Source organism: Cerasicoccus maritimus (assembly GCA_031296935.1).
Lineage (GTDB): Bacteria > Verrucomicrobiota > Verrucomicrobiia > Opitutales > Cerasicoccaceae > Cerasicoccus > Cerasicoccus maritimus.
In genome coordinates this window covers 39,009-65,941 of record JAVDPD010000028.1, presented here as the reverse complement: position 1 = coordinate 65,941, position 26,933 = coordinate 39,009, and the positions used below count along the sequence as shown (strand labels likewise).

General features: G+C 54.2%; 12 protein-coding genes. 7 read left to right on the top strand and 5 right to left on the bottom strand.

The features are described 5' to 3' along the window. The first annotated feature begins 113 nt into the window (after positions 1 to 113). The 3 genes from RBB62_RS16150 to RBB62_RS16140 all read left to right on the top strand — a co-directional run bounded on the left by RBB62_RS16150 (position 114) and on the right by RBB62_RS16140 (position 14,685). Positions 114 to 12,191 carry an SdrD B-like domain-containing protein gene (locus tag RBB62_RS16150; RefSeq protein ID WP_309400096.1) on the top strand — a complete coding sequence of 4,026 codons (12,078 nt, stop codon included), beginning with the start codon at positions 114 to 116 and terminating at the stop codon, positions 12,189 to 12,191. A gap of 16 nt (positions 12,192 to 12,207) precedes the next feature. Continuing rightward, positions 12,208 to 13,983: an autotransporter outer membrane beta-barrel domain-containing protein gene (locus tag RBB62_RS16145; RefSeq protein ID WP_309400094.1), complete on the top strand. Its 1,776-nt coding sequence runs from the start codon at positions 12,208 to 12,210 to the stop codon at positions 13,981 to 13,983. A 96-nt stretch (positions 13,984 to 14,079) separates the two neighbouring features. Further along, positions 14,080 to 14,685, top strand: coding sequence for a 3-keto-disaccharide hydrolase (locus tag RBB62_RS16140; RefSeq protein ID WP_309400093.1), 606 nt, complete (start codon positions 14,080 to 14,082; stop codon positions 14,683 to 14,685). Between the two features lie 21 nt (positions 14,686 to 14,706). On the opposite strand, the gene RBB62_RS16135 is transcribed toward RBB62_RS16140, so the two are convergent. Beyond that, positions 14,707 to 16,107, bottom strand: a complete 1,401-nt coding sequence (locus tag RBB62_RS16135; protein ID WP_309400091.1) for a hypothetical protein — start codon at positions 16,105 to 16,107, stop codon at positions 14,707 to 14,709. A gap of 22 nt (positions 16,108 to 16,129) precedes the next feature. Between RBB62_RS16135 and RBB62_RS16130 the strand changes: the two genes are divergently transcribed. Further along, positions 16,130 to 17,149 carry a LacI family DNA-binding transcriptional regulator gene (locus RBB62_RS16130; RefSeq protein WP_309400090.1) on the top strand — a complete coding sequence of 340 codons (1,020 nt, stop codon included), beginning with the start codon at positions 16,130 to 16,132 and terminating at the stop codon, positions 17,147 to 17,149. Positions 17,150 to 17,167: 18 nt separating this feature from the next. Here RBB62_RS16130 and RBB62_RS16125 read toward each other — a convergent pair whose 3' ends face one another. The 4 genes from RBB62_RS16125 to rpmB form a co-directional block, all read right to left on the bottom strand. Beyond that, on the bottom strand, positions 17,168 to 21,751 hold the full coding sequence (locus tag RBB62_RS16125; protein WP_309400089.1) for a PKD domain-containing protein: 4,584 nt from the start codon (positions 21,749 to 21,751) through the stop codon (positions 17,168 to 17,170). 184 nt (positions 21,752 to 21,935) lie between these two features. Then, positions 21,936 to 22,907, bottom strand: coding sequence for a sensor histidine kinase (locus RBB62_RS16120; protein ID WP_309400087.1), 972 nt, complete (start codon positions 22,905 to 22,907; stop codon positions 21,936 to 21,938). Between the two features lie 309 nt (positions 22,908 to 23,216). Then, a complete protein-coding gene (locus tag RBB62_RS16115) occupies positions 23,217 to 24,182 on the bottom strand; it encodes an adenylate/guanylate cyclase domain-containing protein (RefSeq protein WP_309400086.1) in 966 nt (321 codons plus the stop codon). 415 nt (positions 24,183 to 24,597) lie between these two features. Beyond that, the gene (gene rpmB / locus RBB62_RS16110; RefSeq protein ID WP_309385821.1) at positions 24,598 to 24,828 is read right to left on the bottom strand and encodes a 50S ribosomal protein L28; all 231 of its coding nucleotides are present in this window, start codon (positions 24,826 to 24,828) and stop codon (positions 24,598 to 24,600) included. Positions 24,829 to 24,994: 166 nt separating this feature from the next. On the opposite strand from rpmB, the gene ykgO reads away from it, so the two are divergent. The 3 genes from ykgO (at position 24,995) to RBB62_RS16095 (ending at position 26,664) form a co-directional block, all read left to right on the top strand. After that, the gene (ykgO, locus tag RBB62_RS16105) at positions 24,995 to 25,120 is read left to right on the top strand and encodes a type B 50S ribosomal protein L36 (protein ID WP_189511251.1); all 126 of its coding nucleotides are present in this window, start codon (positions 24,995 to 24,997) and stop codon (positions 25,118 to 25,120) included. A gap of 19 nt (positions 25,121 to 25,139) precedes the next feature. Continuing rightward, complete coding sequence (locus RBB62_RS16100) at positions 25,140 to 25,388, top strand: type B 50S ribosomal protein L31 (RefSeq protein ID WP_309400085.1); 249 nt, start codon at positions 25,140 to 25,142, stop codon at positions 25,386 to 25,388. Between the two features lie 214 nt (positions 25,389 to 25,602). Further along, entirely contained in the window at positions 25,603 to 26,664 is a 1,062-nt protein-coding gene (locus tag RBB62_RS16095) for a response regulator (protein ID WP_309400084.1), read from the top strand. The last annotated feature ends 269 nt before the right edge of the window (positions 26,665 to 26,933 follow it).

Here is a 26,933-nt window from a genome sequence, read left to right as displayed (position 1 = left end):
AAAATAGGTCCATTTAGTCATATTCATAATTAGAAGTAAATACCTAGAATTTATTCCCTTTGAATACCAGAGATATAGGAATCGCTACTGTATTACGCTACTTTTGTGGCGTAATGTTTCTTTTGCTGGCCACTCGTGTGTGGGCGGGGCCGGAACCCGTGCAATATTTTTACCTCCCACTGCCCGAGGCTTCCGTGCAGCGAACTTTGGTGGAAATGCAGCCCAACCGCACTATAGGGCAGACGATTCGCAGTGTGACCTCGCTGACCACTACGCGTGACAGCACAATCATTTATTACGACCACTGGGAGAACGGATACGACGTCGATATTGCCAATCCGGTTAATATCTACAGCGCCTCAAATCCGGGCGGCACTCAGATTTGGGGCGATGGCGATCCGAGCAACGGCATTCCTCCGGGCTTTGCTTCGGATATCATCGATGCGGATGCCGTTATTGCGCTGACCAATGATGTTGTGACGCCACGCGATACTTCGACTATTCTCTATGATGCGCGGGACAAATTGGCTTCGACTAAAGCTGTCGCGATGACGCGTGCGGAGTGGGCGACGAATCCGGGCACAGTTTTAGCGGGTGCAGTGGAGGTTTACTCAACCGCCTTCCTCGGCACTAGCTACGAGTTTCCTATTGGTGAAGATCTGGCGAGCTTGTCCGAGCAGATGTTTGAATACGTCGCGGTCTTTATCATGTCCGCAGAGGATGGCAACGTGGTGGAGATCGATTTGGATGGCGACGGCGCTGTAGATGTCACCCGCACGCTCAATGAAGGTGAAAATTACTTCGGTAGTGGTGTCGAGACTGGTGGCTCGATTACCTCCAGTGGGAATGTGCAAGTGCACTTGATTACGGGCAACCTGAGCACGAACGGGGGTAACCTCGAAGCGCGTTGGTATACGCAACTGCCGGTCGACACTTGGAGTTCGGAATATTACAATCCGGTAGGTAGCTCGGGCAGCAACCAGCCGACGCAAATCTATCTCTACAACCCCAATGGTTCGGCGATCGATATTGATTATGAAACCTTTGTTGGCTCTGGCACGATCAACATTGCTGCAGGTGAAGTGGCGGAATACACTATGCCTAGCAGCTCTGGCGCAGTCTTTACTTCTCAGGGAGGAGAGAAGTTCTTTGGCGTGGCCAATGTCGCTGCTGGTGGGACCAATGGTGGCTCCTCTGGCGTAGATAATGACACCTGGGACTGGGGCTTTAGCCTAGTGCCTGAAGAAATTTTAACGCCCCAAGTCGTTGTTGGTTGGGGGCCAGGCGCTGACGACCGTGATGATAATGGAACGCCGGATGCGCAGGGCAGCCCTGTATGGGTGGCCGTTACCGAAAGCACGGTGGTTTACGTGGACTATGATGGCGACGCATCCACCGGCGCGAATACGGACCCCAATGGCAACAAATACGACGTCGCTTACAATTTGAGCCGTCTTCAGCAAACCAAGGTTTACGATGACTCGGACAACGACCAGACCGGTATGAAGCTCTATACGGTCGATGGTACGCTGATCACCGCTGCTTGGGGCCAGGACCCAAGTGTCGCTGGCGCGGGTAATCCCTACCTCGACTTGGGCACCACGGTGCCGCCGTTCCCATTCCCGCAGTTGATCAAAACAGCGGAGGAGATTGCCGATGGCGACGGGATTTACGAACCTGGTGATACCGTGGAGTATACGGTCAGCGTTACTAATCTGGGTGCCGTTCCTCTGGCAGATTTGATTCTTTCCGATGAGCTCCCCAGTAACGTGAGTTATGTGGAAGGCACACTTTCGGTTGGCGGGGTGGCGCAGGCTGACGACCCATCTGGTACACCGTTCCCGCTTGATGGTGAGGGTATCGTCCTGCCAACGATTGGCATTCGCGAAGAATTGCTCGTTATTTTCGAGGTGACGCTTGATCCTGCTGCTGCGGGCAGCCTGGTGAACACGGCGATCCTTGATATTGGCCCGGAAGTATTGATCGCTGATTCGTTGTCTTCGTCCAGCGCGATTGATGTGGTCAACAACCGCGTTTCGCCGAGCATCGAATTTACCGATAGTGGCTATGCGACGGTATCTTTATATGATGAGGGGGACGACATTTATTTGGAGCTCACCGACCCAGACCTGAACGTAAGTCAGGTCAACGCCGACACTTTTACGGTTATCGTGACCAACTCCACGAATGGAGATTTCGAATTGGTGAATCTGACTGAGACAGGCGCTAATACTGGCATTTTCCGTGGTGGGCCATTGAGCACAACGGGCGGCGGATCCGTGAATCCGCAAAACAGTGTGCTCAAGATTAACGTGGGTGACAGTTTAAGTGTGACAGCGACTGATCCGGGTGATCCGGTAGCGTTGCCCAACTTCGACACTGCTTCGGCAACTGTGCCTGTGCCCACCAACGAAAAGCTACTCTACTTGCGCGACAACACTGGTAGTAACGCCCTGACCCGTATTGAACCCGGAGCTGCTGGCCGCCCAGGCGCATCACTGGAAATTGAAACCGGGGTCAAACTCAATGGCGTTGTCACCTATGAAAGCTTTGTTGCAGGCTCCAATATGTCCACAGGCAATCCCACGGTTTCGCTCGCGCATGAAGTCTTTAGCGGAACGGACAGTTTGATGGTCATTGCGATTTTCGGCGAGTCTGATAACCATACTGGGTTTGATATCTCCGGTGTCAGTTGGGACTCCGATCTCGCTGCCTCGCAAACTGCGACCAAGCTAAGCGACCAAGGCACTACGCAAGAAGCCTTCGTAGAAATTTGGTTCGTTTACAACCCATCTGTGGGTAGCGGGGATGTCGATATTGCCGTGAATAATTCGCAGGTAAACGGTGGAGCGGAAGATTCGATTATTGTTGTGGCGACGACTTTTGATAATGTCGACCTGAGCGTTTTCAATTCTGGAACATCAACTTACTCGGCCTTTGACACGCCGCAAACCAACAGCGGCTATTCTACATCGGCGTCAATCAGTAACGTTCCAGGTGATCCGGGTGACCTTGTCTACGCTTACGTGTCACAAGACGATGCGCGTACAATTACTGCCGATTCTGGTCAGGACAATGTCTTTGGCCCGGTTAAAGCAGAAGGTGTAACGGGCGATGGTTCGGAAGGCGAAATTTCATCGAAGGTCATTGGCCCGGGCGAAAGCACAGCGGACTTTTCATGGACCTTTGGTGGAAGTGACGCTTGGGCGGTTGCCGCCTTCGCGATTAATAGCTCGGTGCCATCGGCGGTGAGTTTTACTCAGTCGCCTACGATGAGCCAAACCTTCAGTATGCCGACTGGAGGCGCAGCGGGTGCTACGCTTTACATCGAAACGACGGCCAGCCTTGGCGCTACGGTGGATATCGCACTCGACCTTTCAGTAAACAGCACGAGCTTTTTCCAGGATTCGACAGCGAATGTGACGACGATTTCTACGGGCGCTACGAATCTATACCAGCTCGATTGGAGTGGTACGCTGGACGCTGATGTCACCATCGATCCGGGAGATGCAGTAGAGTTCGGACTCGTCAATGCCGCAGGTATCGCATTCGACATTCTTTATGATAGTGGGACCTATCCGAGTGCGATTGCACTGCCTGCAACGACCGTTATTGATGTGGAGAATGTAGATGTCTATGATGCGCCTTACCCAGATGGAACCCTGGTTACTGATGGGTTTGTCGGCCAAAAATTCTACATCCGCACGACCATCAGTGACCCGTTTGGCACTTCTGATATTAGTAATCCGGGTATTCAGATCACAGATCCCAACAGTATTAATTTGCTGACGCCTGACCCGAGTGACTTGAGCTCAGTCGCCTCACTTATTGCCAGTGATGCTGACTCTTTGACTTACGAATACGAGTGGCAGACTCCGGCAACTGATGGCCTTTATACGATCACCGTTTCGGCGGACGAAGGCACAGAAGGCACCGTATCCGACTCGCTGCAAAGCACCATTACATTGGCCGGGATCGACGGTGGCACGCCTTCCCAAATTTCGTTTACAACGGGCAATGATGGTGCCGATACAGACACCTTTACGAGTGCGGAATCCATTGGCGTGCGCTTGATTGACTACGATGAAAACGAGGACTCTGGCGCTATTGATACGGTGCAAGTCACCATCACTACGAGCTCTGGGGACAGTGATGTTGTTACTCTAGTGGAAACCGGCGTCAATACGGGCATCTTTACGGCGCTCTTCCCCTCGGCGACGGACACCACCAATGCCGACGATGGCGACATTAATGCTGACGTAGGGACCGGTCTAACGGTAACGTATTTTGACGACGACGATCCGACGGACGGCTCGCAGGATCAAGCTGCTGTGCCACTGACCACCCCAAATACCGCTGGCGTGGTGGTGGACAAAGTGTTGGTCGAGCCCTCGGACGGCTCGGCGATTGTCGGTGATCAGGTTGTTTATCAAATCACGGTGACCAATGTTGGCAATGTAGACCTCGCCACGGTTGAATTGCAGGATGCGTTTGCCGATGCCGAGCTCACTTTTGTATCGGCGTCGGTTACGCCGGACAGCAATGCGGTGTCCACTGGCACGCGCACGTTGACTTGGGACGACCTCGGTGCCTTGGGGGTAGGGGAGAGCACTTCGGTCACCGTGACCTACACCTCGGCGGCCGCTGGCACGATCAGCAGCACTGCGACTGCGAACACGACTTCTGCCTTCAACGATCCGTCCGACAGCGACACGGAAAACCTCACCGTGACAAATCCCGGCTTAACCATTACCAAGTCGCTCGAAGGTGGTGCGCAAACGGCCTACTACGGCAATCTCGTAGAATTTACGATCGATATCGAAAACACTGGCGACACCACGATTGAAACGCTGCCCTTTACGGATAACTACAGTTCCTGTCTTCAGTTTTTGGCAGCTACGCCAGCTGCGGATTCCAGTGGTGGAGGTGTGGCTCAGTGGAATGACTTATTGGCTGGCGCTACGACGCTTGCACCCGGCGCGACTACCCAGATCACGTTGACCTTCCTCGTCGTAGGCGAGTGCGATCCGGCGCTCAACGTTGGGGAAGCGCGATTTGCAATCGATGTGAATGGGGATGCCGTGCCCCCAGCTGAAGACAGCAATGAAGACCTGACGACCGACGCCGCAAGCGTGAGTGGCACTGTTTGGCAGGACGACGATGGCAGCGGCTCTCAAGATGGGGTTGAAAGTGGTTTGGCTGGTTTACGTGTTTACATTGACCTAGATGGCGACGGCGTACGTGATTCGAACGAGCCGTTTGACATTACTGACTCCGATGGCGCTTACCGCATCGGCAATCTCGCTGAAGGAACTTACACGGTTCGCATCGATGAAAACTTCCTTGATGACGCATTGTCGATTACCACGCCGACGCTGACATACTTCTCGCTGACGCTTGATCCAGGCGAAGATGCGGACGCCGACTTCGGCCTCGAACTGACGACCGTGACGGGCATCATTTTCAACGACGTTGATGGCGATGGCGACACTACGCCGGGTGTTGGCGAGGATGGCATTGGCGGTGTCGATGTGATCATCACTGATTCGCTGGGGAATGTGCAGACTATTCGCACCCTGGCAGATGGCAGCTACACCGCAGAAGTCGCCACGGGCGAAGTGTGGGTTAACGTGGATGAGTCTTCGCTGCCCGCTGGTTATACTTTGACGACTGACCTCGGGGTGGACAACGAACCACAGTCACTCACGGCGACTTCGGGCATCAATACATTTGACGGGATTGGCTACCAGCAGCCGCAAGGCGTGGCCGGCCACTTGTTTATCGATTTGGATAGCGATGGTAATCTGGACGCGGGTGAGCCCGACTTGAGCGGTGTCACGGTGTTCTATGACGTAAACTCAGATGGCATTCTCGATCCTGATGGCACCAACGATATCCTTGGGGACAACGATGATGAAGTCAGCGCCATAACAGATAGCTCCGGTGACTATGTTTTGGCGATACCAACGACGGGCTCGGTATCAATCAAGGTGGATACTTCGACTCTGCCCTCCGGCATGGATTCGACGCCTACGACGGCCAACGATCCACAGAGCGTCACGGTCAACGCCAGCGCCACGACGGTTGCGGCGGACACCGGTTTTGCCTTCACTGGCTTGGGCATCGTAAAGACTTCTGATGCGACGGGCGATGTCGAACCCGGTGACACGATTACTTACACCGTGCTCGTGTCCAACACCTCGGGCAGCACGCACACGGGCATCGACATCACCGACTCCTTGCCGTCCGATGTCACGTTTGTTTCCGGCAGCTTGAGCATCAACGCACCGTTGGGTTATGAAAATAACTACACGACGAACATTACCGAGGATTTCGAGTCGCAGGATGAAACCGGCGGCACGCCGATTGCCTCTGGCGGTGTGCCGGGGTGGGTTGGAAATTGGTTTGAAATCGATGAGAGTAACGGTTTCGACGTCGACGATATTGAAATCGCAAATGACACTGGCGCCAACACGCCGTCTTGGGCGCTGACGATTGAAAACCAGGACAATGGCGCGGGTCGCGGAGTTGACCTGTCGGCTGCGGATTCCGCCACGATTGATTTCACTTATCGCCGCGTATCGCTGAATGCCGCCGATGACGATGTGGACGTGCAGATCTCCGCAACGGGCTCAGCGCCTTGGACGACGCTTGGCACTTACGGCGACGGAAACAATGATAATGATTTCGTGGATCAGGGAACGCCGATCACGATCACCAGTGGATTCTTTACCGCGAATACTGTGATTCGTTTTTACTCCGAGAGCGGGATTCTCGAAGACAACGATTGGGTCAATTTTGACGACATCGTTATCAGTGTTGATTGGACGGAAGCTGAATCACAGACAGGTTCGGCGGGTAACTTCCCGACCAACACCGAGTTGGGCAATGACTACCTGCTCGCTGACGGTCAATACCTGACGATTACCTACAAGGTGAAGGTTGTCGATGATCCGGCGGGCGTCTCTATTACCAACACCGCCAGTGTGGTGAGTGACCAACAACTGACGCCGACCGACTCCAGCGTCACGAACGACATTTACAATCCTGCTCAGGGTATCCTCAGCGGTTACGTGCTCGAAGATACCACGGGCGATGGTAATGGCAACTTGGGCATTGAAAACGTGACTGTCGAGCTGCTGGATTCATCGGGTAATTCGATCGACAGCGACACCGATTTACCAGGCGTTCAAATCACCGTTACCACAACGGACAGCGATGGTGCCTACAGCTTCGAAGGTGTGGTGCCGGGTAGCTACCAAGTGAAGCAAACGCAGCCGAGTGGCTACTTTAGCGTTGCGAGCGCCGATGACGGTGGAGACGAAAATATTCTCGGTGACGTGACGCTAATCGTCATCACGGACGACGTCACTACGAGCGGCAACACCTTCATTGAGCAGCAGCCTGCGACAATTGTTGGTTATGTTTACGAGGACTATAATGGCGACGGAGTTGGAGATATTGGCATCGCCAATGTCGTGTTGGAGCTACTGGATTCGTCAGGGAATTCAATTGACAGTGATTCCGAGACCGTTGGCGTACAAGCCACGACGACGACCTCAAATATATCCGGCCAGTTCTTCTTTACTGACCTTGTTGCTGGGACTTCATATATCGTACGCCAAGTGCAGCCAAGTGGCTATCAGAGTGTAGGTTCGTCGGACGGCGGCTTGGTTAACCGCATTGGCGACGTGACGTTGATCACCGTTGGCATCGGGTTGAATACTGGCTACTATTTTACTGAGGAACTTTTGCCAGGCAGCATTTCCGGTGTGGTCTATGACGATACCGATGGCGATGGTACTGGCGATGTTGGTATCGACGGTGTGCGTGTCTTCATCGACCGTAATAGCAATGGTGTATTCGATGGCGTGGATGTTGAAGTAACTACCGCTGGAGGCGGTGCCTTTAGCTTCGGGAATTTACGCCCGGGCGTTTACCAGATCGTAGCCGAGGACGCCTCGGGCTACGTCTCGGTGAGTGACTCCGACGGTGGCGACGCCAGCATCACGCTCATTGCGTTGGGAGCTGGTGTGGACGAAACGAACATCGACTTTATCGACGGCATTCCGGCGACGATTAGCGGCCAGGTGCGCGATGACACCGATAGCGACGGAGACACGGGTGACGCTGATTCCGGTATTAGCGGCGTCACGGTGGAGCTCTACAATGACGCTAATCAAAACGGCCTTGTGGACTTTAGCGAAGATTTGGTCGACACGGCTGTTACGGATGGATCGGGTAATTTCAGCTTCTCTGTGCCAGCGGGGGATTATGTTTTGCTTGAAACGGATCCAGCGAATTACCTGAGCACCGCAGACACCGATGGTGCGAATGACAACCAGATCAGCATCACAGCTGCGCCAAACACCACCTATGCGGGCAATTACTTCCTCGATGGTAATCAGGGCCCGAATCTATCAGTCACCAAGAGTTTGGATGGCGGCGCTGTTACCCTGAGTTATGGTGACTTGGCGACCTACACAATAAGTATTGCCAACGATGGCAATACCAACGTCCTCACACTACCGCTGGAAGATAGCTACAATGCTGACCACATTGAGTACGTTTCCGCATCTATCTTGCCCAGCTCAGTAACACGCGGCTCGATTGTATGGGATGATTTGGGATCGCTTAACTCCGGTGAGTCAACCGACTTAACGATTACGTTCCGAGTCATTGGCGAGTCGAATCCCGTTGCCAATTCAGCCATTGTTGACGATGCTGAAGATGAATTTGCCAACTTGCTTGACGCTAGCGCCAGCGATACTTTGTTGACCACGCAAACATCCAGTGTAACGGGGCGTGTATGGGATGACGCCGATGGTGATCAGTCACAGGGTGGTGGTGAAAGCGGTTTGAGCGGCATCACCGTTTACCTCGACCTTAACGAGAATGGTGTTTTCGACTTAAACGAGCCGACCGCAGATACAGACGCCAATGGCGACTATACTTTCCCGAATCTTGATGCCGGAGATTACGACGTTCGAGTCGACGAAAGCACTTTGCCCGGGCCGCCGGCCTATAATGCGACGACTAGCGTTCCGGTCGAGGTAACCTTGGGTGATAATACCGACCAAACCGATGTGGACTTTGGCTATCAACAGCAAACGGCGTTGATCGATGTGGTGAAGACTTCGGATGCTGCAGGGGACCTCGATCCCGGTGACACGGTCAACTACACAATCGTCATCACAAATAATACCGGATCGGTGCAGGAGAACGTAACGATTACGGACTTACTACCTGCTGGCACAACTTACGTAGCCGACAGCGCCAGCTACACCTGGTCTGGAGACGCTGGTGGTTTGGAATACCTGGATGACTTCTCGACCCAATCCTACAGTAATAGTTTTGGTAGCGATACTTGGTCAGGCTCCTGGACGGAAGGCGGATCGGAGTCAGGAGACAATCCTGCTGCTGGAGGCATTCAGATTGATGGAGGCAGTTACGAAGATCTTTTCTGGACCGGACTGGGCGGGGGCGATTACACCCTGCAACGCCCGATCGATCTGACCTCAATGACGTCGGCGACGATCAATATTAATCTTCAGCAATACAACACGATAAATGGGACGGATACCTTCACGATAGAAGTATCCGGAAACAATGGTTCGACTTGGACTGAAGTTTATCAGTTGGTCGGTGCGCTTGGTACCAACCCATCCCAACTTGCCGTTGACATACCGTCTGCTTTGATCGGCGCGAACAGCGTGATCCGCCTTACTGGTAATGGGTTTACCGGTTACATGTCGGTGAACGAAATAGAGATTGTCGCCAATTCAGTCTTTACGATAACTGACGATGCAGGTGACCCAACTACAGCAGGTCAGTTAATTACCGCTGCGGACGATATTGATATGAATGCTGGTGACACTCTCACCATTACATACGCAGTTACGGTTAACGATTTTCCCGACGTCTCTTCGATCAACAACACTGCATCTTACACTAGTGTCCAGCAAACATCGCCGCTGACATCATCGGTATTTGATGCAGTCAACGTGGGCGTGATTTCGGGGCAAGTTTTGGCAGATGCCGATGGCAATGGTGTGGGTGATGTAGGACTTGCTGGTATTGTCATTACCTTGCGAAACGCTGACGGCTCAACAATCGACACCGATCCAAACACGGCCGGTGTGCAAGAACCGGAGTCGACAACGGATGGCTTGGGCACCTTCAGCTTTGAGAACCTGCCGCTGGGCGATTATCGCGTTGTGCAGCTCAATCAGCCAGTCGGTTACATCAGCGTTTCGGACACAGACGGATTTAATAATACGATCAACAACGTTATTGGTGACGAGAATGCGCTGAGCCTAGCCAGTAATGGCGATACCCTCACCAGTCTGATTTTCCTTGAGGCTGAATATGGATCGATCTCCGGCACGGTATACGACGACCTCAACCTGAGCGGTGATTATGATAGCGGTGAGCCAGGTTTGGCCAACGCAACTATCGATTTGATTCTTGATGCGAACGGTAACGGCCTCATCGATGGCGTAGACATTGTTTATGACTTTCCGGCTACCAGCGATGTAAATGGCGATTACGCATTTGCCTCTGTGCCGGTTGGAACTTACATCATCCGCGAAACTGATCCCAGTGGCTACTACAGTACTGGTGACGACGATGGCGCCAATGATAATGCGATCATCACGGGTATAGTGGTGACCAGTGGTGGCTCTATTACTAGCAGCACGTCATTCTTTGATTCTAGTGCCACGGCTAACAGCGATAGCGATTGCGAATCCGACTTCCTCGAACTCGCACTTAATGGCGACACCAGCACGGGCGTCCTCGCCAACGGTCTATTGCGCTTGCAGTTGATCGATGCATCTACTGGGCGTTTTGATGTCGTCTTCTCGCGTCCGAATAATCTGCTCAACGTTAGCTACACGTTGGAGGGCACCAATGACTTGTTGGGCACTTGGTTCACTATCGCAACTATTCCAGCCAATAGCTCGGTATCGGCGCCATTCACCAGCATAGACAACGGCAGTTTTGAAACAATTACCTACGGTAACATACAAGCTGCATCGGGCTTTAACTCTACCGATTTCGGCCTCGTGCGCTTAGCCGTGACTACTGGCGCGACAACGCTCTACACGCAAGTCTATGGTTGGCAGGCTACTCAGATGGAGCTGGCGGAGGCCAACTCCTGGAGCAATCCGTTTACGATGGATGAAGTCTTCTGCGGCACGGTAGATGCCGTTGCGGGGCAGATCCTTGACTTGGGTAGCACGGCCAATGGCTCTGACCTCGGGGCGCTGGTCAATGGCGGAGGTTACTACGTGGAGGTGGCTAGTGGCGCTTTTGAAGGGCACCGCTTTGAAATCGCCAGCGGCGATGTTGACGAAGTGACACTCACCACTGATACCGATATCTATTCCCCAACTGGCGGAGATACTTTCAACACCGCTAACGACATGCCTGCACTCACGGGTGCCGACATTAAGATTCGCCGCTACCGCACATTTGATGAGCTCTTTGATAAGGATAGCACGTTCGTTGGTCAGGACAGCGGAGACCCGAACTTGGCGACTCACATTTACATCTTCAATAACCGCCGCTCCATACCTGAATACGAAGCCTTCATGCTGGGGTATTATGGTCCCGAGTGGGCATTCTTTGGCGTGACAGAGGGTGCCTATTGGGTGCGTGAGGACCAGCTTTATCCATTCGAAGATCAGGGCAGTTTGACTATCGATCCTGCGACGGGCTTTGTGATTATTTCCCGTCAGGAAGCCTCGAAGATCTACGCTTACGGTAAGGTGAGAAACCATGATTCCGCAGTTGTGCTCAACGACAATGGCGGCGACCCAACCATTGCTGGGTATAACCTCATTGGTGCTCTCTATCCTGTCACCCAGGTGCCCGTGGATGGCGCAGACGACGGGCAAAACGGTCGCGGCATGACCTCCAGTGTATTCCAGGCGGGGGCAGACCCGGATAACGCTGCGGAAATCCTACTCTGGGACACTGATCCAGAAATAGATGGTCGCGCCACAGTATTCTTCCTCTTCGATGACACCGAGGATGCATGGATCGACTATGCTGAAGTTGGTGGACCACCCTTTACGAACCTCAATGATTCGCCCAATACGCTGCAATTCCGCAGTGACCGTGCGAGCCTGATTAAGCTACCCGAGGGCGATGAGACTGTGCTCATCGTCCCCGAGCCCACGCCTTGATGACTTTCCTGCTACAGTGATTTTTAAAAGAACATATCTAGCAATCCTCTTCCTCTTGCCGAGTGCGTTAGTCGCCCAGATTACGATCAATTGGGGGACGGGAATTTCCTTCAATCGTATCGTGCAGCAGGATGGCACGTCGATTCCGTCACCTAGCAATGGGTACACCTATGAACTCGGCACCTTTGGCAGCTTTGTGCCGACGGCGGACAACATAGATGAATGGGCAGACAACTGGCATGCTTTTGATGGTGATCCGTTTTTCTATACAGCTGGGGCAACTAATGTCGGGCTCTATCTGGATAGTGCCGGGCTGGATTCCAGCCAGCAAACGACCTCCACCTATACAGGCGCCGATAGCAGCTACACCTTTGCCGCTGGTCAGCAGGCCTATGTTTGGATCTACAACGAAAATGATGTGGATTCGATGGATACGACCACACAGTGGGCGCTCTATACACAGTTGATTGACGGTTCCAGTAGTATCGACGCCGCATGGCAAATGCCAGACGCCAGCAGCTCGACGACTACCCGCTCCTGGTACGTAAGCTCAGCCGACACGGCTGTTTGGGGATCGGTGGATAGCGGCGCTGACACCGGTGGCGGTAGTATCTATGAATCGCCCACTTCATACCACGTGCAAACGGCGGGTTTCACTGCTGGGGTTTATTGGGACATTAACGGATCGACAGCGGGCGCAACCAACGATGGAGGTGGTGATGCGGCAGGCACATGGAACAGCACCAATACCAATTGGAGTGATGATCCTACGGGCAATGTTTCGACCGGTGCCTATACCGAATATAAAGTGGCGACTTTTTCCGCGAATGACGGTGGAACTGGAGAGGCCAGTGGTGACTTTACCGTGACCAAGGCTGGGAGCTCGAATGTTTTCGGTTTGGACTTTGTGGACGGCACGGTGACGATCGGGCATGGGACTGGCGGTGAGATTGTTTTTGATACTGACGACCAGTTAATTGCCTTCGACGACGGTGAAGGTAACAACAGTATGATCGATACCGCGTTTATCAATGTTTACAGTGGTAATACCGCAACGATCGAAACCGCGATTTCGAGCACTCAGGATGTTAACCTGACAGGCGGTGGCACATTGGTGCTCGCGGGTTCGCAGACTGGTGAAATCGATGGAACACTGGCCTTGCAAAGTGGCACGCTAGAACTGGAAGGCACGGGCACGAATCCGCGCCTTGGCTTTAACAGCGGTGGCACGACTAATATCAGCATCGAGGGCGGCTCGTTGATTGTTTCTGAAACTACGCCCGCTTCCGATGTCCAGTTTGGCAGCACGACGACGGTTAACTACAGCAGTGGCTACATTGAACTCAACAACGTTAATGAAAGCCTGGGCACACTTAGCCTCACGCTCAGTGCGGACTCCGAAATGAATTTCACTGGCGACTCCACGAGCACCATCATTTCCTTTGCGGATAGCTCGGGCATCGATTGGTCGAGCTCCGAAACTTTGCTCATCACGGAATGGTCTGGCAATGCTTACAACATTGTAACCGGCACCGGTGGGGGCGGCACCGACCAGTTTTACATCGGCACGGATAGCTCGGGCCTAACTGCGGATCAGCTGAGCAAGATCAAGTTTGTAAATCCCTATGGCCTGGAGCCGGGTATTTACGACGCCTACATTCTGAGCACTGGAGAGATCGTGCCAGGGGTCATTCCCGAGCCCTCCACATACGCCTTTGGCGGAACCTTGTTATTGCTCGGCGTTGGAGACTACTATCGCCGGCGCAAGAAAGTCGCGGCAAAGACGTGCTAAACGCTCGGATTTCCCTTTTAACCGCTGCTATCTAACGCCATAGTCTGGCGCATGCGAAACACCTGCTTTTGTTCGGTTGCCATAGTTTTGGCGGAGATGTTCTCTTGCGCGGCCAGCGCCGATACCCAAACGCTCCCCCAGGGCCCCTTGGTCGAGTTGAGCTTTTACGACGGCGAAAAGCAGCTCGATAGTGGGCATGCCTGGACGATAGAGGCAGGGGAGTTGGTCTGCAGCGGCAAGCCGCGCGGCTACCTGATACTCGCGGAAAATGTCAGCGACTACACCTTGACGCTCGAGTGGAAGTGGGACTCCGAAACCGGCGGCAATAGCGGCGTCTTGCTCCATGCTTTGCCGGCGACGAGTGGCTTCCGCACGTGGCCGAGCAGCATCGAGGTGCAGCTTCAGCATGGCATGGCGGGTGATATTTACGCCATTGGTCAACTACCTGGATTCGTGGGGGAGGGCTCGATGTTTGTGGCGCCGGGCGTGCCCGTGACGCGCTTGGATCGCAAGGAAACAGCCGATAAGCCCGTGGGCGAATGGAACACCCTGGAGGTCATTGCGCAGGGCGCAGAAATGACGGTGATCGTCAACGGACAGACGGTTAACCAGATCAGCAAGGTCGAACCGAGCAAAGGTGCCATCGCTCTGCAAAGCGAAGGCGCCCCCGTTCGTTTTCGGAATATTCAGCTGAAGCAATAGGCGCTCAGCAAACTTGATCCGTTAGGTGTAGTGAAGTTGCGCCGTGGCGGTGCAGACGCTCTTCGCGACGATGCGGACCCAATGCGCACTGAAGCCTTCAGGGAAGACGTGTGGCGTGTAGCCGTTGGCAGGCACTTCGATGGTCTGGTAGGTCTTCCACTTGCCGTTGCCTTGAAAATCGATTTCCACATCGAAGCTGATGGGGCCGTCCGATTCGTGGCTCAGGTGGAGGACCTTCTTATCGAAGCCGGTCATTAAATACGGGTCGGATGCCTCGTCGGCTGCGACTTCGGTTTCCCACCACGGGCCGCCCCAACCAGTCGGTTTGCCGAGGTTCCAGAGGTCGTCGGTTTTGCCCATCCAAATGCCGGACTGCGGTTCGGCGCATTGCAGGTTGCCTCCGCCTTCGTGGCTGGTGTTGTCGGCGCCGATTACAAACATGCCCTTCCACGAGCAGAAGTCGCCATGTACCCAGAGGTGCGTGGAGATCGGACGAATGCCCCAAACGCGGTTGCCGAATGCCCACGGCGACAGTTCATACCACATGCCGTGGTGATCCATGAGCAAGCGCTCGTGTTCGGTGGAGCGAATGCGTGGCCACTCGGTTTGCCACTTGTGATCGAAACAATGCGATGCCTTGGGTAAACGGTAGGTCGTCCACTGGTCGTCGTCTTTCGTGTAGACCTTGAGAATAGCAGACGCGCGGTCCCAGCCATTAGCGAAAATCGTGCCGCCGAAATAGCTCAGTCCGTTGACGCAGATGAACGGCTTGCGCTCAAGGACTTTCCACGACTTGCCGTCGTATTCAGCGAGGGTGCCCTCGTTGCGTTTGCCTTCGAAGTCGTCGCCGTTGTAATCGTTGTTAGTGATGACGAGTCGGTCGTGGTTCGTGTAGCAATCCTTGAAATGACAGGAACCTTCGCCGGGCGTGCCGAGCTCCTGGGTGAGGTCAAAGATCAGCTTCGACTCCAGTGTGTGCACGTTGAGCTCGAACAGCTCGCCTTCCATGCCAAGCATGTAAACGAGGTTGTCGGGATCGGTGAGGTGAGTGGCCGTGCCGCAAAGGCGAATGTCGATCAACGCCTCGACCGTGCGCACGTTGTGCTTGGTGTCGATCACGTGTGGCCCGATGATCATCTGGCTGCTGGGCGAGTGCACGTAGCGGTTTGCATAGGTGCCATCGACGGCGGCCGGGTGAATGCTCATCGAGAAGTCGCCCTCGACGACGCGCAATCCGACACCGGTGCCGGTATTGCTGCGGTGGGAGACGTAGTTCAAAATGTACAACTTGCCGAGCCACGGCATCAGGCAGCCGATGCCTACTTCGGATTGCGGTGGGCCAAAGTCCGCGACTTGGGCCAGTGAGGGGACGACGCCGGAAACGTTGGCCGGGACCGTGTGTGAAGGGGTGGTGTTTTCCATGTTTCTCAGCCTGCATTTCAAAATGCGCATTGTAAATCGCGCCAAATTGTTCACAGTAACAATTGTGCCCAGTGAACCCGCCAAACGCCCGACTTTGAAAGACGTTGCCGCCGCTGCGGGTGTGAGTCACATGACGGCGTCGCGGGTGGTGCGTGGGGTAAAAAACGTGAGCCGCGAGACGGCGCGTCGAGTCAATGCCGCGATCGAAAGCTTAGGTTACCGGCCGGACCCAACGATGTCAGCACTCGCGAGTTATCGTGCTCAGGGGCAGTCGAAGGGAGATGGCAGCGTGCTGGTTTTCCTGGACTGCGATGGTACGGAGTTTAGCCAGCAAGTCTTAGCCGGCGTGGAGGAAGAAGCACGGCGGCATGGCTACTTGGTCGAAAGGAAATTCATGCCAGAGTCCAATGTGAAACAACGGCAGCTCGACCGACAGCTGTTTCACCGTGGCGTGCGCGGTTTGCTGCTGGGGCCATCGGACGCCGAGCGTAGTTTCTTGGGTTGGAGTATGGAAAACTACGCGGCGGTTTCGCTCGGCGCCTTATGCCACCGCCCGCTGATGCATGCCGTGGCGTCGGACTATTTTTACGCGACTTACTCTGCGGTGCAAAGTTTGTTGGCCAGTGGCGCACAGCGCATCGGTTTTGCCGTGGATGCCGAGTTGGAAGCGCGCACCGGGCATCGTTGGTTGGGTGGCTACACTGCGGCGTTACTGGGGCGCAAGGCCTATGTGTATCAGGGGACTTGCCGCGAGCCAAAGATGTTCCGTGAGTGGGCGAGACGGCAGCAGTTGGATGGCATCGTGTCGAATCACCAGCAATACATCGCACAGTGGCGGGGTGCCGCGCAGCGTTTTTATTTGCTCAACGATTACGGCGAAGCCGATAGCCCGCAGCCACGCCTCGTATCGAACCCGCAAGTCATCGGGATGGAAGGCGCGCGCTTGCTGCACCACTTGCTTTTACGTCGCGATTATGGGACGCCTGAAACGCCACAGATGGTATCCCTGCGTGGCGAGTGGCACATGCCAAGCGTTGCTTAAACTTGATGGCACCAGCCGCTAATTCTGCGTGAACTCAATTTGGAGAAAGAGCGGGTCGCCGCCGGACGGCATGTCGGACACATCAAGTATGACTTCACCCTGTGTCACCGAGACGTCCGTGTAGCTGGCGGGGAACCAGTCTACGAGATTGGTCGACTTGAAGATCGCCAGGTCCACGTCGGTGGCGCTCACATTGTGTGGCAGGGTTAAGACGAAGCCGTCGTTCCAGGACATCAGCGGTGCCAAGCCGGTATCCGGCTTCAGCGGATTGCCGCCAGCGTAGTATTCATAGAGGTTAGGCAGACCGTCGTTTTCGGAGTCGGCGTGGGGCAGTGCCTTTTCCACCACGGATGGAAAATACGTGAGCTGCCAGTCGATCCAAGGGTCGTTGGACAGGCCGGAGAAGGCGTCCGTCTGCCAGATTTCGCCGTTGCTGCCAACCATGACGAAGGTGTTGTTATAAAAAACTGCTGCGTTAATGTAGGAGACTGCGGGCGTTGTGATTTCGCTCCAGTTTTCGCCATCCAGCGAGGTCAGGGAAATGGGGGCGTTGCTGTTTGATTGATCAACGCCGGTGGCCAGGAAAACGTCATTACCGTGGGCAAAGCCTTCGATCCTTTCGTAGTTAACCCGATTGCTTGAGAAGGTAACTCCTTCGTCGGTTGAGTGTCGGAGTCTTGTGTAATACCCACTGCTAAGGAAGCGATCATGGCAAAACTGTAGTTTGTAAGGGCCTTGGAGGGAGGAGAATCCACTGGTTGTGTCAGCCCAATTGGAGCCATCGATGGACGTTAATATGATAGGGGACGCCCCGTTGATATTGCCAGCAATGACGAATGTGCTCCCACTGTAATCGATGCCGTCTAGCGTGTTGCTAATGGCTAGTGAGTCGTCAAGCCACGTAACGCCATCGGAGGATTTGACGATCGTGCCGCTAGTGCCCACTGCGATCAGTAAGCTGCCGTTGGTTGCAACATCATTGAGGAGGCCGCCTTGTTTGTAGCGTCTGGTCCAGGAGACGCCGTCGGGGGAAGTATAGATGACGCCAACAAATTGGGATATGTCGAAATCGTAGTCTTCACCAACGGCGACAAACTGCGAGCCATCCCAAATGACTGCTTCTATCTTAACATTTATGCCGAAGTTGCCGCCATTCCAAGTGCTGCCATCATCCGAGTAGCGGTAGATGCCGTAGGCTGTGTTGTTGTTTTTACCGGCAGTGACCAGCCGTCCATTGCCGAAACAGATATCATAGAGTGATTCACCGCTGGCGGAGTTGCGCAGTGTCCAGTTATTGATTGGGTCGGTGATTGTCAATTGCTGTGTGTCTGTCGTGACGCCGCCTTGGGAGTCGGTGACAGTGAGTGTTATGTCATACTGCCCGCCACTGGCGTATCGGTGGGTAACCGAGGAACCATCGATGCGTGAGCCATCTCCCAGTTCCCAATGGTAAATCAATTCGTCTCCGTCAGCGTCATTGACGGTTGCGGTGAAGGTCAGGTATTCGCGCGCATTGCCCGCACTTGGACCTACGATGGAAGCCGTTGGCGCGGTGTTGCCCGTAATGACATTGTCGGACTGGTCCTTGGCGCCGTCTTCGCCATAGACCGTTATGAAATAGCCATTGCCGAACGTTACGCTGTCGCCGCCCCCTGGTGCCGCGCTGCTTACGCTCCAGGTCGCACCATCTGCCGAAACCAAATTGACGGAGGTGCTTGTGGACTGATCGTAGGCTAATGCCATCACTGTGCCCTCATGGGCGGCGAAGTCACTGGAGGTGAAACTGCCCTCAGGCAGCTTCGCCTCTGCCCAGGTGATTCCGCCGTCAGTTGAATAGTGGATACCCGCATACCAGCCGCCGATATAGAATTTGCCATCATGGAAAAACACGTCGCGCACGCTGCGCCAGGAATCCAGGCCAGTCGCGCTCCAGTAGTTTGTCCAACTGACGCCATCTTCCGAGCGCCAGACTCCGTTGTCAGACACGGCAATGAAAGCCCCGTCACCAAAGGCAATTTGCTTCAGGTCATCACTGGTGAAGATGACGTTTGTCCAGCTGGTTCCATCCTCAGAATACTGGACGAGCCCTGCATTGCCGATTGCGACAAAGCGGCCGCTGCCAAAGGCGATGTCACGAAATTCTTCCGTTTCCTCCGTCGTGCGGTCAGTCCAGTTGAAGCCGTTTGGGGAGGTATAGAGAACACCGCGAAAAGCGCCGTTGCGGTAGTCATAGCCCGCGATAACGTAAACGCCGTTGCCATAGGCGGTGCCGCCATCATTGAAGTTGATAGAGATGTATTGCTCCGACCACGTTACGCCGTCGAAGCTGGTGTAGATGTAGTCGTCACCCGCTGCGATGAAGCGGCCATTTAAAAAGTCAATGTCGTCAATGTCGCGCTCAGCGGTGATTGTGCCAGGCACCCAGTTGTCCAGCGGATCAGTGACCGTCACGGACTTCATTACCGTGGTCACGCCGCCTTTGCGGTCACTGACAGTGACCTCGATATCGTAGCTACCGCCGACGTTGAAGATCTGCTCGACGCTGTTCACGTTGCCATGCAACGCGTCATCCCCAGTGTCCCAGAAGTAGGCGAGCGTGTCGCCATTGGCGTCGCTGGTCGAAGCAGTGTAGGTTTCACTGGTGCGCGCGGCTAATGTGGTTGCGCCATTGATGCTGGCGGTGGGGCTGCTGTTACCTGGGAAGGGGCCAAATTCTATGTGCACGTCGATCCAGGCATCCGGGCTGGTTCCGCCCAGAGCAATGGGGGTGATGTGGGTATCCGAGGTTGCGTCGGAAAAGGTTTTGCCGACAAGCAGAGGGGCGTCGGTTCGGTCCGTGCTTGCGGAGTCTCCAGTGCCGGGATTGGCGTCCATCAGCAAGCCAGAGGTTGTGCCCGCCTGTTGCCAGACCAGGTATGCGCCGTTGTCATAGTATTCGCGGTCCAGATTGGCGCGATAGCCGATCCAGAAATACTCGCCCGTCCCACCATCTCGGGTTATGCGCACGCTGCGTACTGGTTGGCTTGTCTCGGCGTCGTCCAACTGGTAAATTCGGTAATCGCCAGCGCCGTTTATGGTGGCGTCTGTCCAATGAACTCCGTCTTCAAACCAATTGAGCTTGTCGCGAGCTTGACCGTGGAAAAATCCATAGGGGTAAGAACCGCTGCCCATTATGTCGGAATTGTCTCCGTATTCGATGGAGCTGCCGTCGCCCAGAACGGTACCATCCGTAGTGTACCAAAAATTCGCGTGCGCCAAACCATAGTTGTGGCCGAATTCGTGCACGATGGTTTTTGCGCTGGAGGTGCCTTGCAGCCATTGACGGCTACCGCCAGCCAGGCCAGCATAAACCTGGCCGCCACTGGAAATGCCGATTGAGGCGAAGTGCACGCCAATTATGTCATACTCGCCCAGGTTGATGCCCGTGCCCAAGGCATTGAACGCGTCGATCGCATCGTTGTAGAGGGGGGTGTTGTCAAGGGGCAGGTAAGTCGTGGTTGGGTTGGGCATACGCACCACCATGGAACTGACGTCCGCTGTGATGAATGTTTTGCCCAGAGACATGTCGTAGATCGATGGGGAGACATCGTTGGTCAGTCGCTCCTGAAGCAAGGCCTGGCTTATGGATTCTCCAGGCAGATCGGAGAAATCGATGCGGATGAAAAATACTCTCTTCTCGGTTTCGGTCCACGTACTGGCTTGTTCGATGACGATTTGCTCCAAGGAGCTGAAGTCAAATGAGCCGTCACCATCGGCGGCGTAGGGCAGCGCAAAGGCGAGCTCTGCGTGGCTGTAAGGGCCGGGGTATTGGTCGAGCTGCGCGAGCTTGTCGTTAAACTCCGCTAGCGCTTGTTCGTTGACGAAAGCAGCTTTGCGGCGACCGGCTAACGCAACGACGGTATCGGCACCCAAAGGCTGTCCCGTGTAAAAGCCGCGCTGCGTATCGGGATTGAGTAAGGGCAGCCCGGCAAGCGCTTTGGTGTCTTCCGAGTCGAGCGGTTGCAGGACGGTTTCGCGAATCGCAGCGAGATCATCGAGCACAATGCCTTGCAGCGATAGCCCCTCCTTGGTGTCGAGTTCGAGGCGGCGGCCATAAACGCCGGCCTGAAAGCTCTCGCGCCCGATCTCCAGTACGAAGGCGACGTGTGGTCCCTCGTGGTGCGTTGCATGGTCGTGGTCCAGATCGCACACAGGCAGTGCGCGCAGAGTGGCCACTTCGGAAAATGGTTGCTCAACGTAAGGGCGGATTGCGTCCGGCAATTTCTGGTATTCCGCCCAGCTGACGGATTCCACCAGGGCTTGCTCTGGATCGTTTTGCATGAGCCAGCGCATGCGCTCCCTGCGCTCTTGTGCGACGGCTAAGGTGTTATCGGTTACGGACAGCGGCTCGGTCGCCAGCCACCCCTCAAAGCTCGTAACGCTGGCTGCATGCGGCGGCGCGGCCTTCGTCAAGTGAGTGTGGGGCGTTGCCTCGGCGAGGTCGGGTGCTTCGTTGACGACGGATTCAACTGGCGAAGCTTGCGGCTTTGGTTGGCGAGTCGTTATTGCGTAGAACAGAAGCAACGCAATTGCCGCTGCAATGAAAAGTGGGGACTTTCTCATGCGAAATCAGAAGTTGTTCATTCGCCGGTCGAATGAAAGTTAATCCCTGTTTTTGTCGTATAAAGACCTGTAGGTCAATGCCCGTCATTTCCGCCACGTCTTTGGCCAGGGCTTTTACAAAGCCGTTACCACGTGAACTGGGAAGCCTGTAATCGAAGAGTCCTCGCAGTCTGCAACGGCGCTCTCACGCATCCTTTTTCGGCAATGTCAGATGAAAGGCTGCGCCTTTGCCGGGGGAGGAATCAACAGCTATACGGATCTGCAAACGTTCTGCAAGTTCGGCGGTAAGTGCGAGGCCTAGGCCGTAGTTTGAGTTGTGGCGCACCTTATAGCTCTGGACTGCTTCGTCCTGGTAGAAGGCATCGAAAATATGTGGGCGGACTTCAGGCCGAATGCCCGGACCTTCGTCAATGACGGAGATCGTGGCGCCGCGTTCGGTGGACTCCGGGATGTAGCGGATGATGACGGTCTTGCCACGTGGCGTGTAGCGAATGGCGTTTCCCAGCAAATTATTGATCATGATGAGCAATAAGTCTGCATCGGTTTCGATGAGCTGGTCTTCGCGACAGACCATGAGCATGACCACACCGTCGTCGTCGGCAATTGGCGTATGCAGGTCGATCGAGGTGGCGAGCAAAGTGCGTGGATCCGTGGATTGGAATTTGGGTTCCCAAGCATCAGAGCCGGCTTTGGAGAGATCCAGCATGCGGCGGATCAACTGGCTCATGCTGCGGGAGTTTCGCTCGCACAGACGCAGGGCCTGTTTGTATTTATCGCTGGTGCGCTCGCAGCGCAGCATGGTCTGTGCGGTAGTCAAAATCGCGGCAATAGGCGTTTTGAGTTCGTGGCTTAAATTGGCGGCTAGGCGACTATAGTTACGTGCTTGTTGCAGTGCGCGTCGTTTAGCGCGGTGTGCGTTGTCAATTTGCTCCCAAGCTTTGGCCAAGCTGTTGACTACGCTGGCGGCGATTTGTCCTTGTGGGCTGAGGGTTTCATCGCTGGCGCAATGCAGTTCGCGCTGTTCAATTACGGCATCGTAAGTGGAATTTTCAGGGGACGTCTCTGTCTGCCAATCAACCACGCATTCCAGTTCTTCCAAGGCCTGGATAAGTGTTTGGCCCAAATCCTGATCTTCTTCAATGAGCAAGATGCGCATCGTGGTTGTCTTTGACAGTAAGTAGTTCACACCCTGATATTAACGGAGTTAGAAGCCTATTGCTTAAATCCTCAGATTGCGAGTGAAAGCTTTGTCCTTTCTGCCCTACAACGCGACGTCGAATGCTGTATTTTACATATTTCAAAAGAATTTTATAAATTACCCAAGTCACCTTATGTTGTATTAGTGGGACGGGAAATTTGAAAATGCGAACGTGTGTAGGTGTGTAAAGTAGGGGCCCTATGATTCGGCTCCTGCCTCTCCGTCATTTGCCCATTGGGCAAATCTACGGATGTAACGGCATGTTGCCTAGCGTGTTTTGACGCGCCAAACTTGGTAGCGACCAAAGGACTTTATGTGAACCGAAATGTCGTCTTTGGGGACGCTTGGGTCGATTCCTGGCACGGACTTGTCGATCATGATTTCTGAGCCAGCACAGACACTGCATAGGCGGCTGGCGACATTGATCGGTCGGCCAATATAGTCTTCAGCCCCAGGAATCTGGCTGGCCAGACCAAAGGAAAGGCCTGAGGCGACTTCCTGGGGAGCGCCGTGGCTGAACTGAGGCGCGCGTCGAACGATGTCCCACTGGTCCTGTAGTTCGCGCAGACCGGTCAGTGCTACATCTAGGGCGGCCGGGCGGTCTTCGTAAGTGGTTTCCCAAAGAACGAGGACACCGTCTCCTAAGTATTTGATGAGGTCAGGACGGTATTTATTAAAGCGTTTTTCAACGCTCTGATAAAAGGCATACATCAGCCCGCAGGTGTAGGGGCTCTCGATTTGAGGCTGCTCGCAGAAAGCTGAGAAGCCGCGCAGGTCGACAATTGCGGTGAGAACTTCGCAGGGGATGCCGAACTCAATCCTTGGCTCTTCGTCGGCGTCAAGTTGGTACTTTTCGAGAAGCACACCCTCGAACTCAAAGGTGTTGAGGCGGGAGATCTCGGGGGTCTGGACGGTGAGGCCCATGGGAGTGGCCTTGCTATCGCCTTCCTCTGTTACGTAGTCGAGGGTGGCGCAAGGCCCTGCGGAGCCCATGCTGTTGTTGTAGAGAGTGGCCTGAAACCGGCAAACCGAAGTGGCCTTGTCGTGCAAGACTCTGAGAATGAGCGATATGTCCTGTTCGTCTTCGACGATGGGGCCGTCTGCGGAATAGATGCTGTAGCGCACCTTGGGGAATTGTGGCTGAACGCGCAGTAAATAGCCACAGATATCCCAGAAATCAGTGAAATCCAGATAGGGGATCGCGTAATGTCGATTCAGGCTTTTGCTTGGCATGGGTGGAAACCGTCTGCCACCCTCGGAATTTTCCATTTCTTTGGCAAGTCTGAACCCCACGTATATAAGACGGATTATCTATGAATTTCGTTACTAGAGATAACATGAAGTTGCCGGGTCCAGCACTTGCTCAACCCGGCAACTTCATGTTATCTCTAAGAGGGCGTCTAAAAACTCAAGTGGTCTTCGCCGGAGTGCGTCTTCGAGGTCAAAATATCATTTCTTCATCTCGACGAAACTGGTTTCGCCTCGATTCAGAAGCCGAAATTTTGCCTCTCGAATACATCTCGCCGACTCGATCAGACTTTTTAGACGCCCTCTAACGTAAATGTCGGCCTACGGGAGGCCAGCGTTTGGACGCAAAAAAACCGCCACGCATTGCGAGACGGTTTGTGTTTCTAAAGTAGGGGTGGGCTTAGGCCTTAACGACCTTACCGGCCTTGATTGCCTTGGCGGATACCCACATGCGCTTCACCTGGCCGCTGGGCAGCTTCACACGGATGTGCTGCAGGTTGGGGCGGAAGGTGCGCTTAACCGTCTTGGTTACGTGCGTGCCAATACCGCCGCTCTTCTTGGTAAGACCGCTACGGTGAATGCGACGGCCCTTCACGGGACGCTTGCCGGTTACTGAACAAATTCGTGACATGGTTGCCTAAGTGGTTGAGATTTGTCTGCTAAAAAGCGGAAGAACTTGCCCCGCGCTCATCACCTTGGCAAGATCATTTTTTAGAAAAATAACATTTCCACTAAATAGCCATTGACAGTCTGCTGCGGAAAGGCTTTTTTCTCCCCTTTTCCAAATTTTCGCAATCATGAAAGTTGTATCTTCCATCAAGTCGCTGAAGCACCGCCACCCGGACTGCCAAGTTGTTCGCCGTCGCGGTCGCATCTACGTTATTAACAAGACCAACCCGCGTTTCAAGGCGCGCCAAGGTTAATCAGCTTACTTTTCTTACCGTGAAAACCGAATTACATCCCTCTTACAATCCAGTCTGCTTTGTCGACGTTTCCAGCGGCAAGAAGTTTCTGACCCACTCGACTCTCAAGTCCAAGCAGAAGGAAACCATCGATGGCGTTGAATACAGCGTTATGGTTTGCGATGTGACGATGGATTCGCACCCCGCCTACACCGGTGAGAAGCGTTTCGTCGACACCGCTGGCCGCGTGGAGAAGTTCGAAAGCAAGTTCCGCCGCCGCCGCCGATAAGAGCGACAGTCATTTTTTGCAAGACCCCCGGTTCTATGAACTGGGGGTTTTTATTAAGACCAATAAGGCGCTCGATGGAGTTATGTGATTCATCAACGTCGGGTGATTTGTGTAGTTCGGTTCATAAATTGCCTGTATTTTCTTAAGTATACCAGCAAGCGGGCGATTGAGGTTTCGCCAAATCTGATCACCGATCCCCCTATAACAGCGATCAATGTTGAAAGCTTCCACCAAGTCCTTGCCACATGTATCTGGCAATTTGCTGATTGTTGACGATGCCCCGAGTATTTTAATTATCCTCAAGAGCTTTCTGCAAGACGACCGTTGCCGGTTGTTTCCGGCTGAAAATGGGGTTAAGGCTTTGAAAATTCTTGAAGAGCAGCCAATCGACCTCGTGCTGCTCGACGTGATGATGCCGGAAATGGGCGGATATGAGGTATGCCGAAAGATGCGTCTCGATCCGCGTTTTCGCGACATCCCTGTTATTTTCCTGACCGGCCTCGCTCGCAAGGAGGAGATTGTGCGCGGCCTTGAAGTCGGTGGTTCAGATTATCTGGTCAAGCCTTTCGATAGGGAGGAGCTCATCCTGCGCGTGCGACAGCACTTGCATAGCTATACGATCCAGCGGCGTTTGCAGCGGCTGGCGTCTGAGCAAAAAACCTTTAGCCACGCGCTCAATGAGGAGCTCAAGCGCCAGACAATGCGCTGGGAGCCTATTCAGCAGCAATTGACCGAAATTTCCAGCGAGCCAGTGGACGAGGGGGAGCTTGTTGCACTACAGCGGTTTTTCAAAAATGTGCGCCAGTGGGGCGAGCTCTTAGCCGGTAACGATGCCACCATGCGCTCAATGCTGAACCTGAGCCAGGAAATTGATTGGAGCCAGTGGCGGGATTTACTGGAGTCCAAGTGCATCACCCTTAACTTTGTGGGCGAGCGTGACGACGAGATTTTTGCCGATATCCGGATGGTTAACCTGCTCCTCGGTCAGGTATTACCTTGGGTCGTTGAGCTGGCAGAAGCCGGATCGCTCGTGCAGGTGGTAACGACTCCTGCTGTCGACGCCATGCAAATTGAGATTTGCTGGTCGGCTTCTGAGGATAAGCTCGACGCGGTTCCAGACCTGCGGGATTTGGAGCTCAGCGCCCCCAATGGAGATACTTCTGGCATGCCACTGCGCCTTTGCAGCATCATCCTGAAGCGTCACTTTGGGGATGTGACGCTCGTCCGTGAAGACACCAACAAGGCCCGGTTGAGCCTGAATTTTCCGAATACCTAATAACCTTTCTCCTACTATGCCTGGTAATACGGTAGGTTGAGGCGTTTTTGGTCAAGCGACCGACTCTGTCGAATAGGTGATTGGATTCGCTGTGGGTCTTCCCAAGGTCCTTATATTGTATTGGGCGACCTATCGTTTTGGCTATTTGATTGATTTGCGTGCTTGGAGAGGCGCGATTTTATCTGTCAAAATCGCGCGTCGCCAAATCGAGCACTACATCGGAGGCAGAAATAGTAATTCCATTGCCGGATGTTACCGACAGGTTTTGC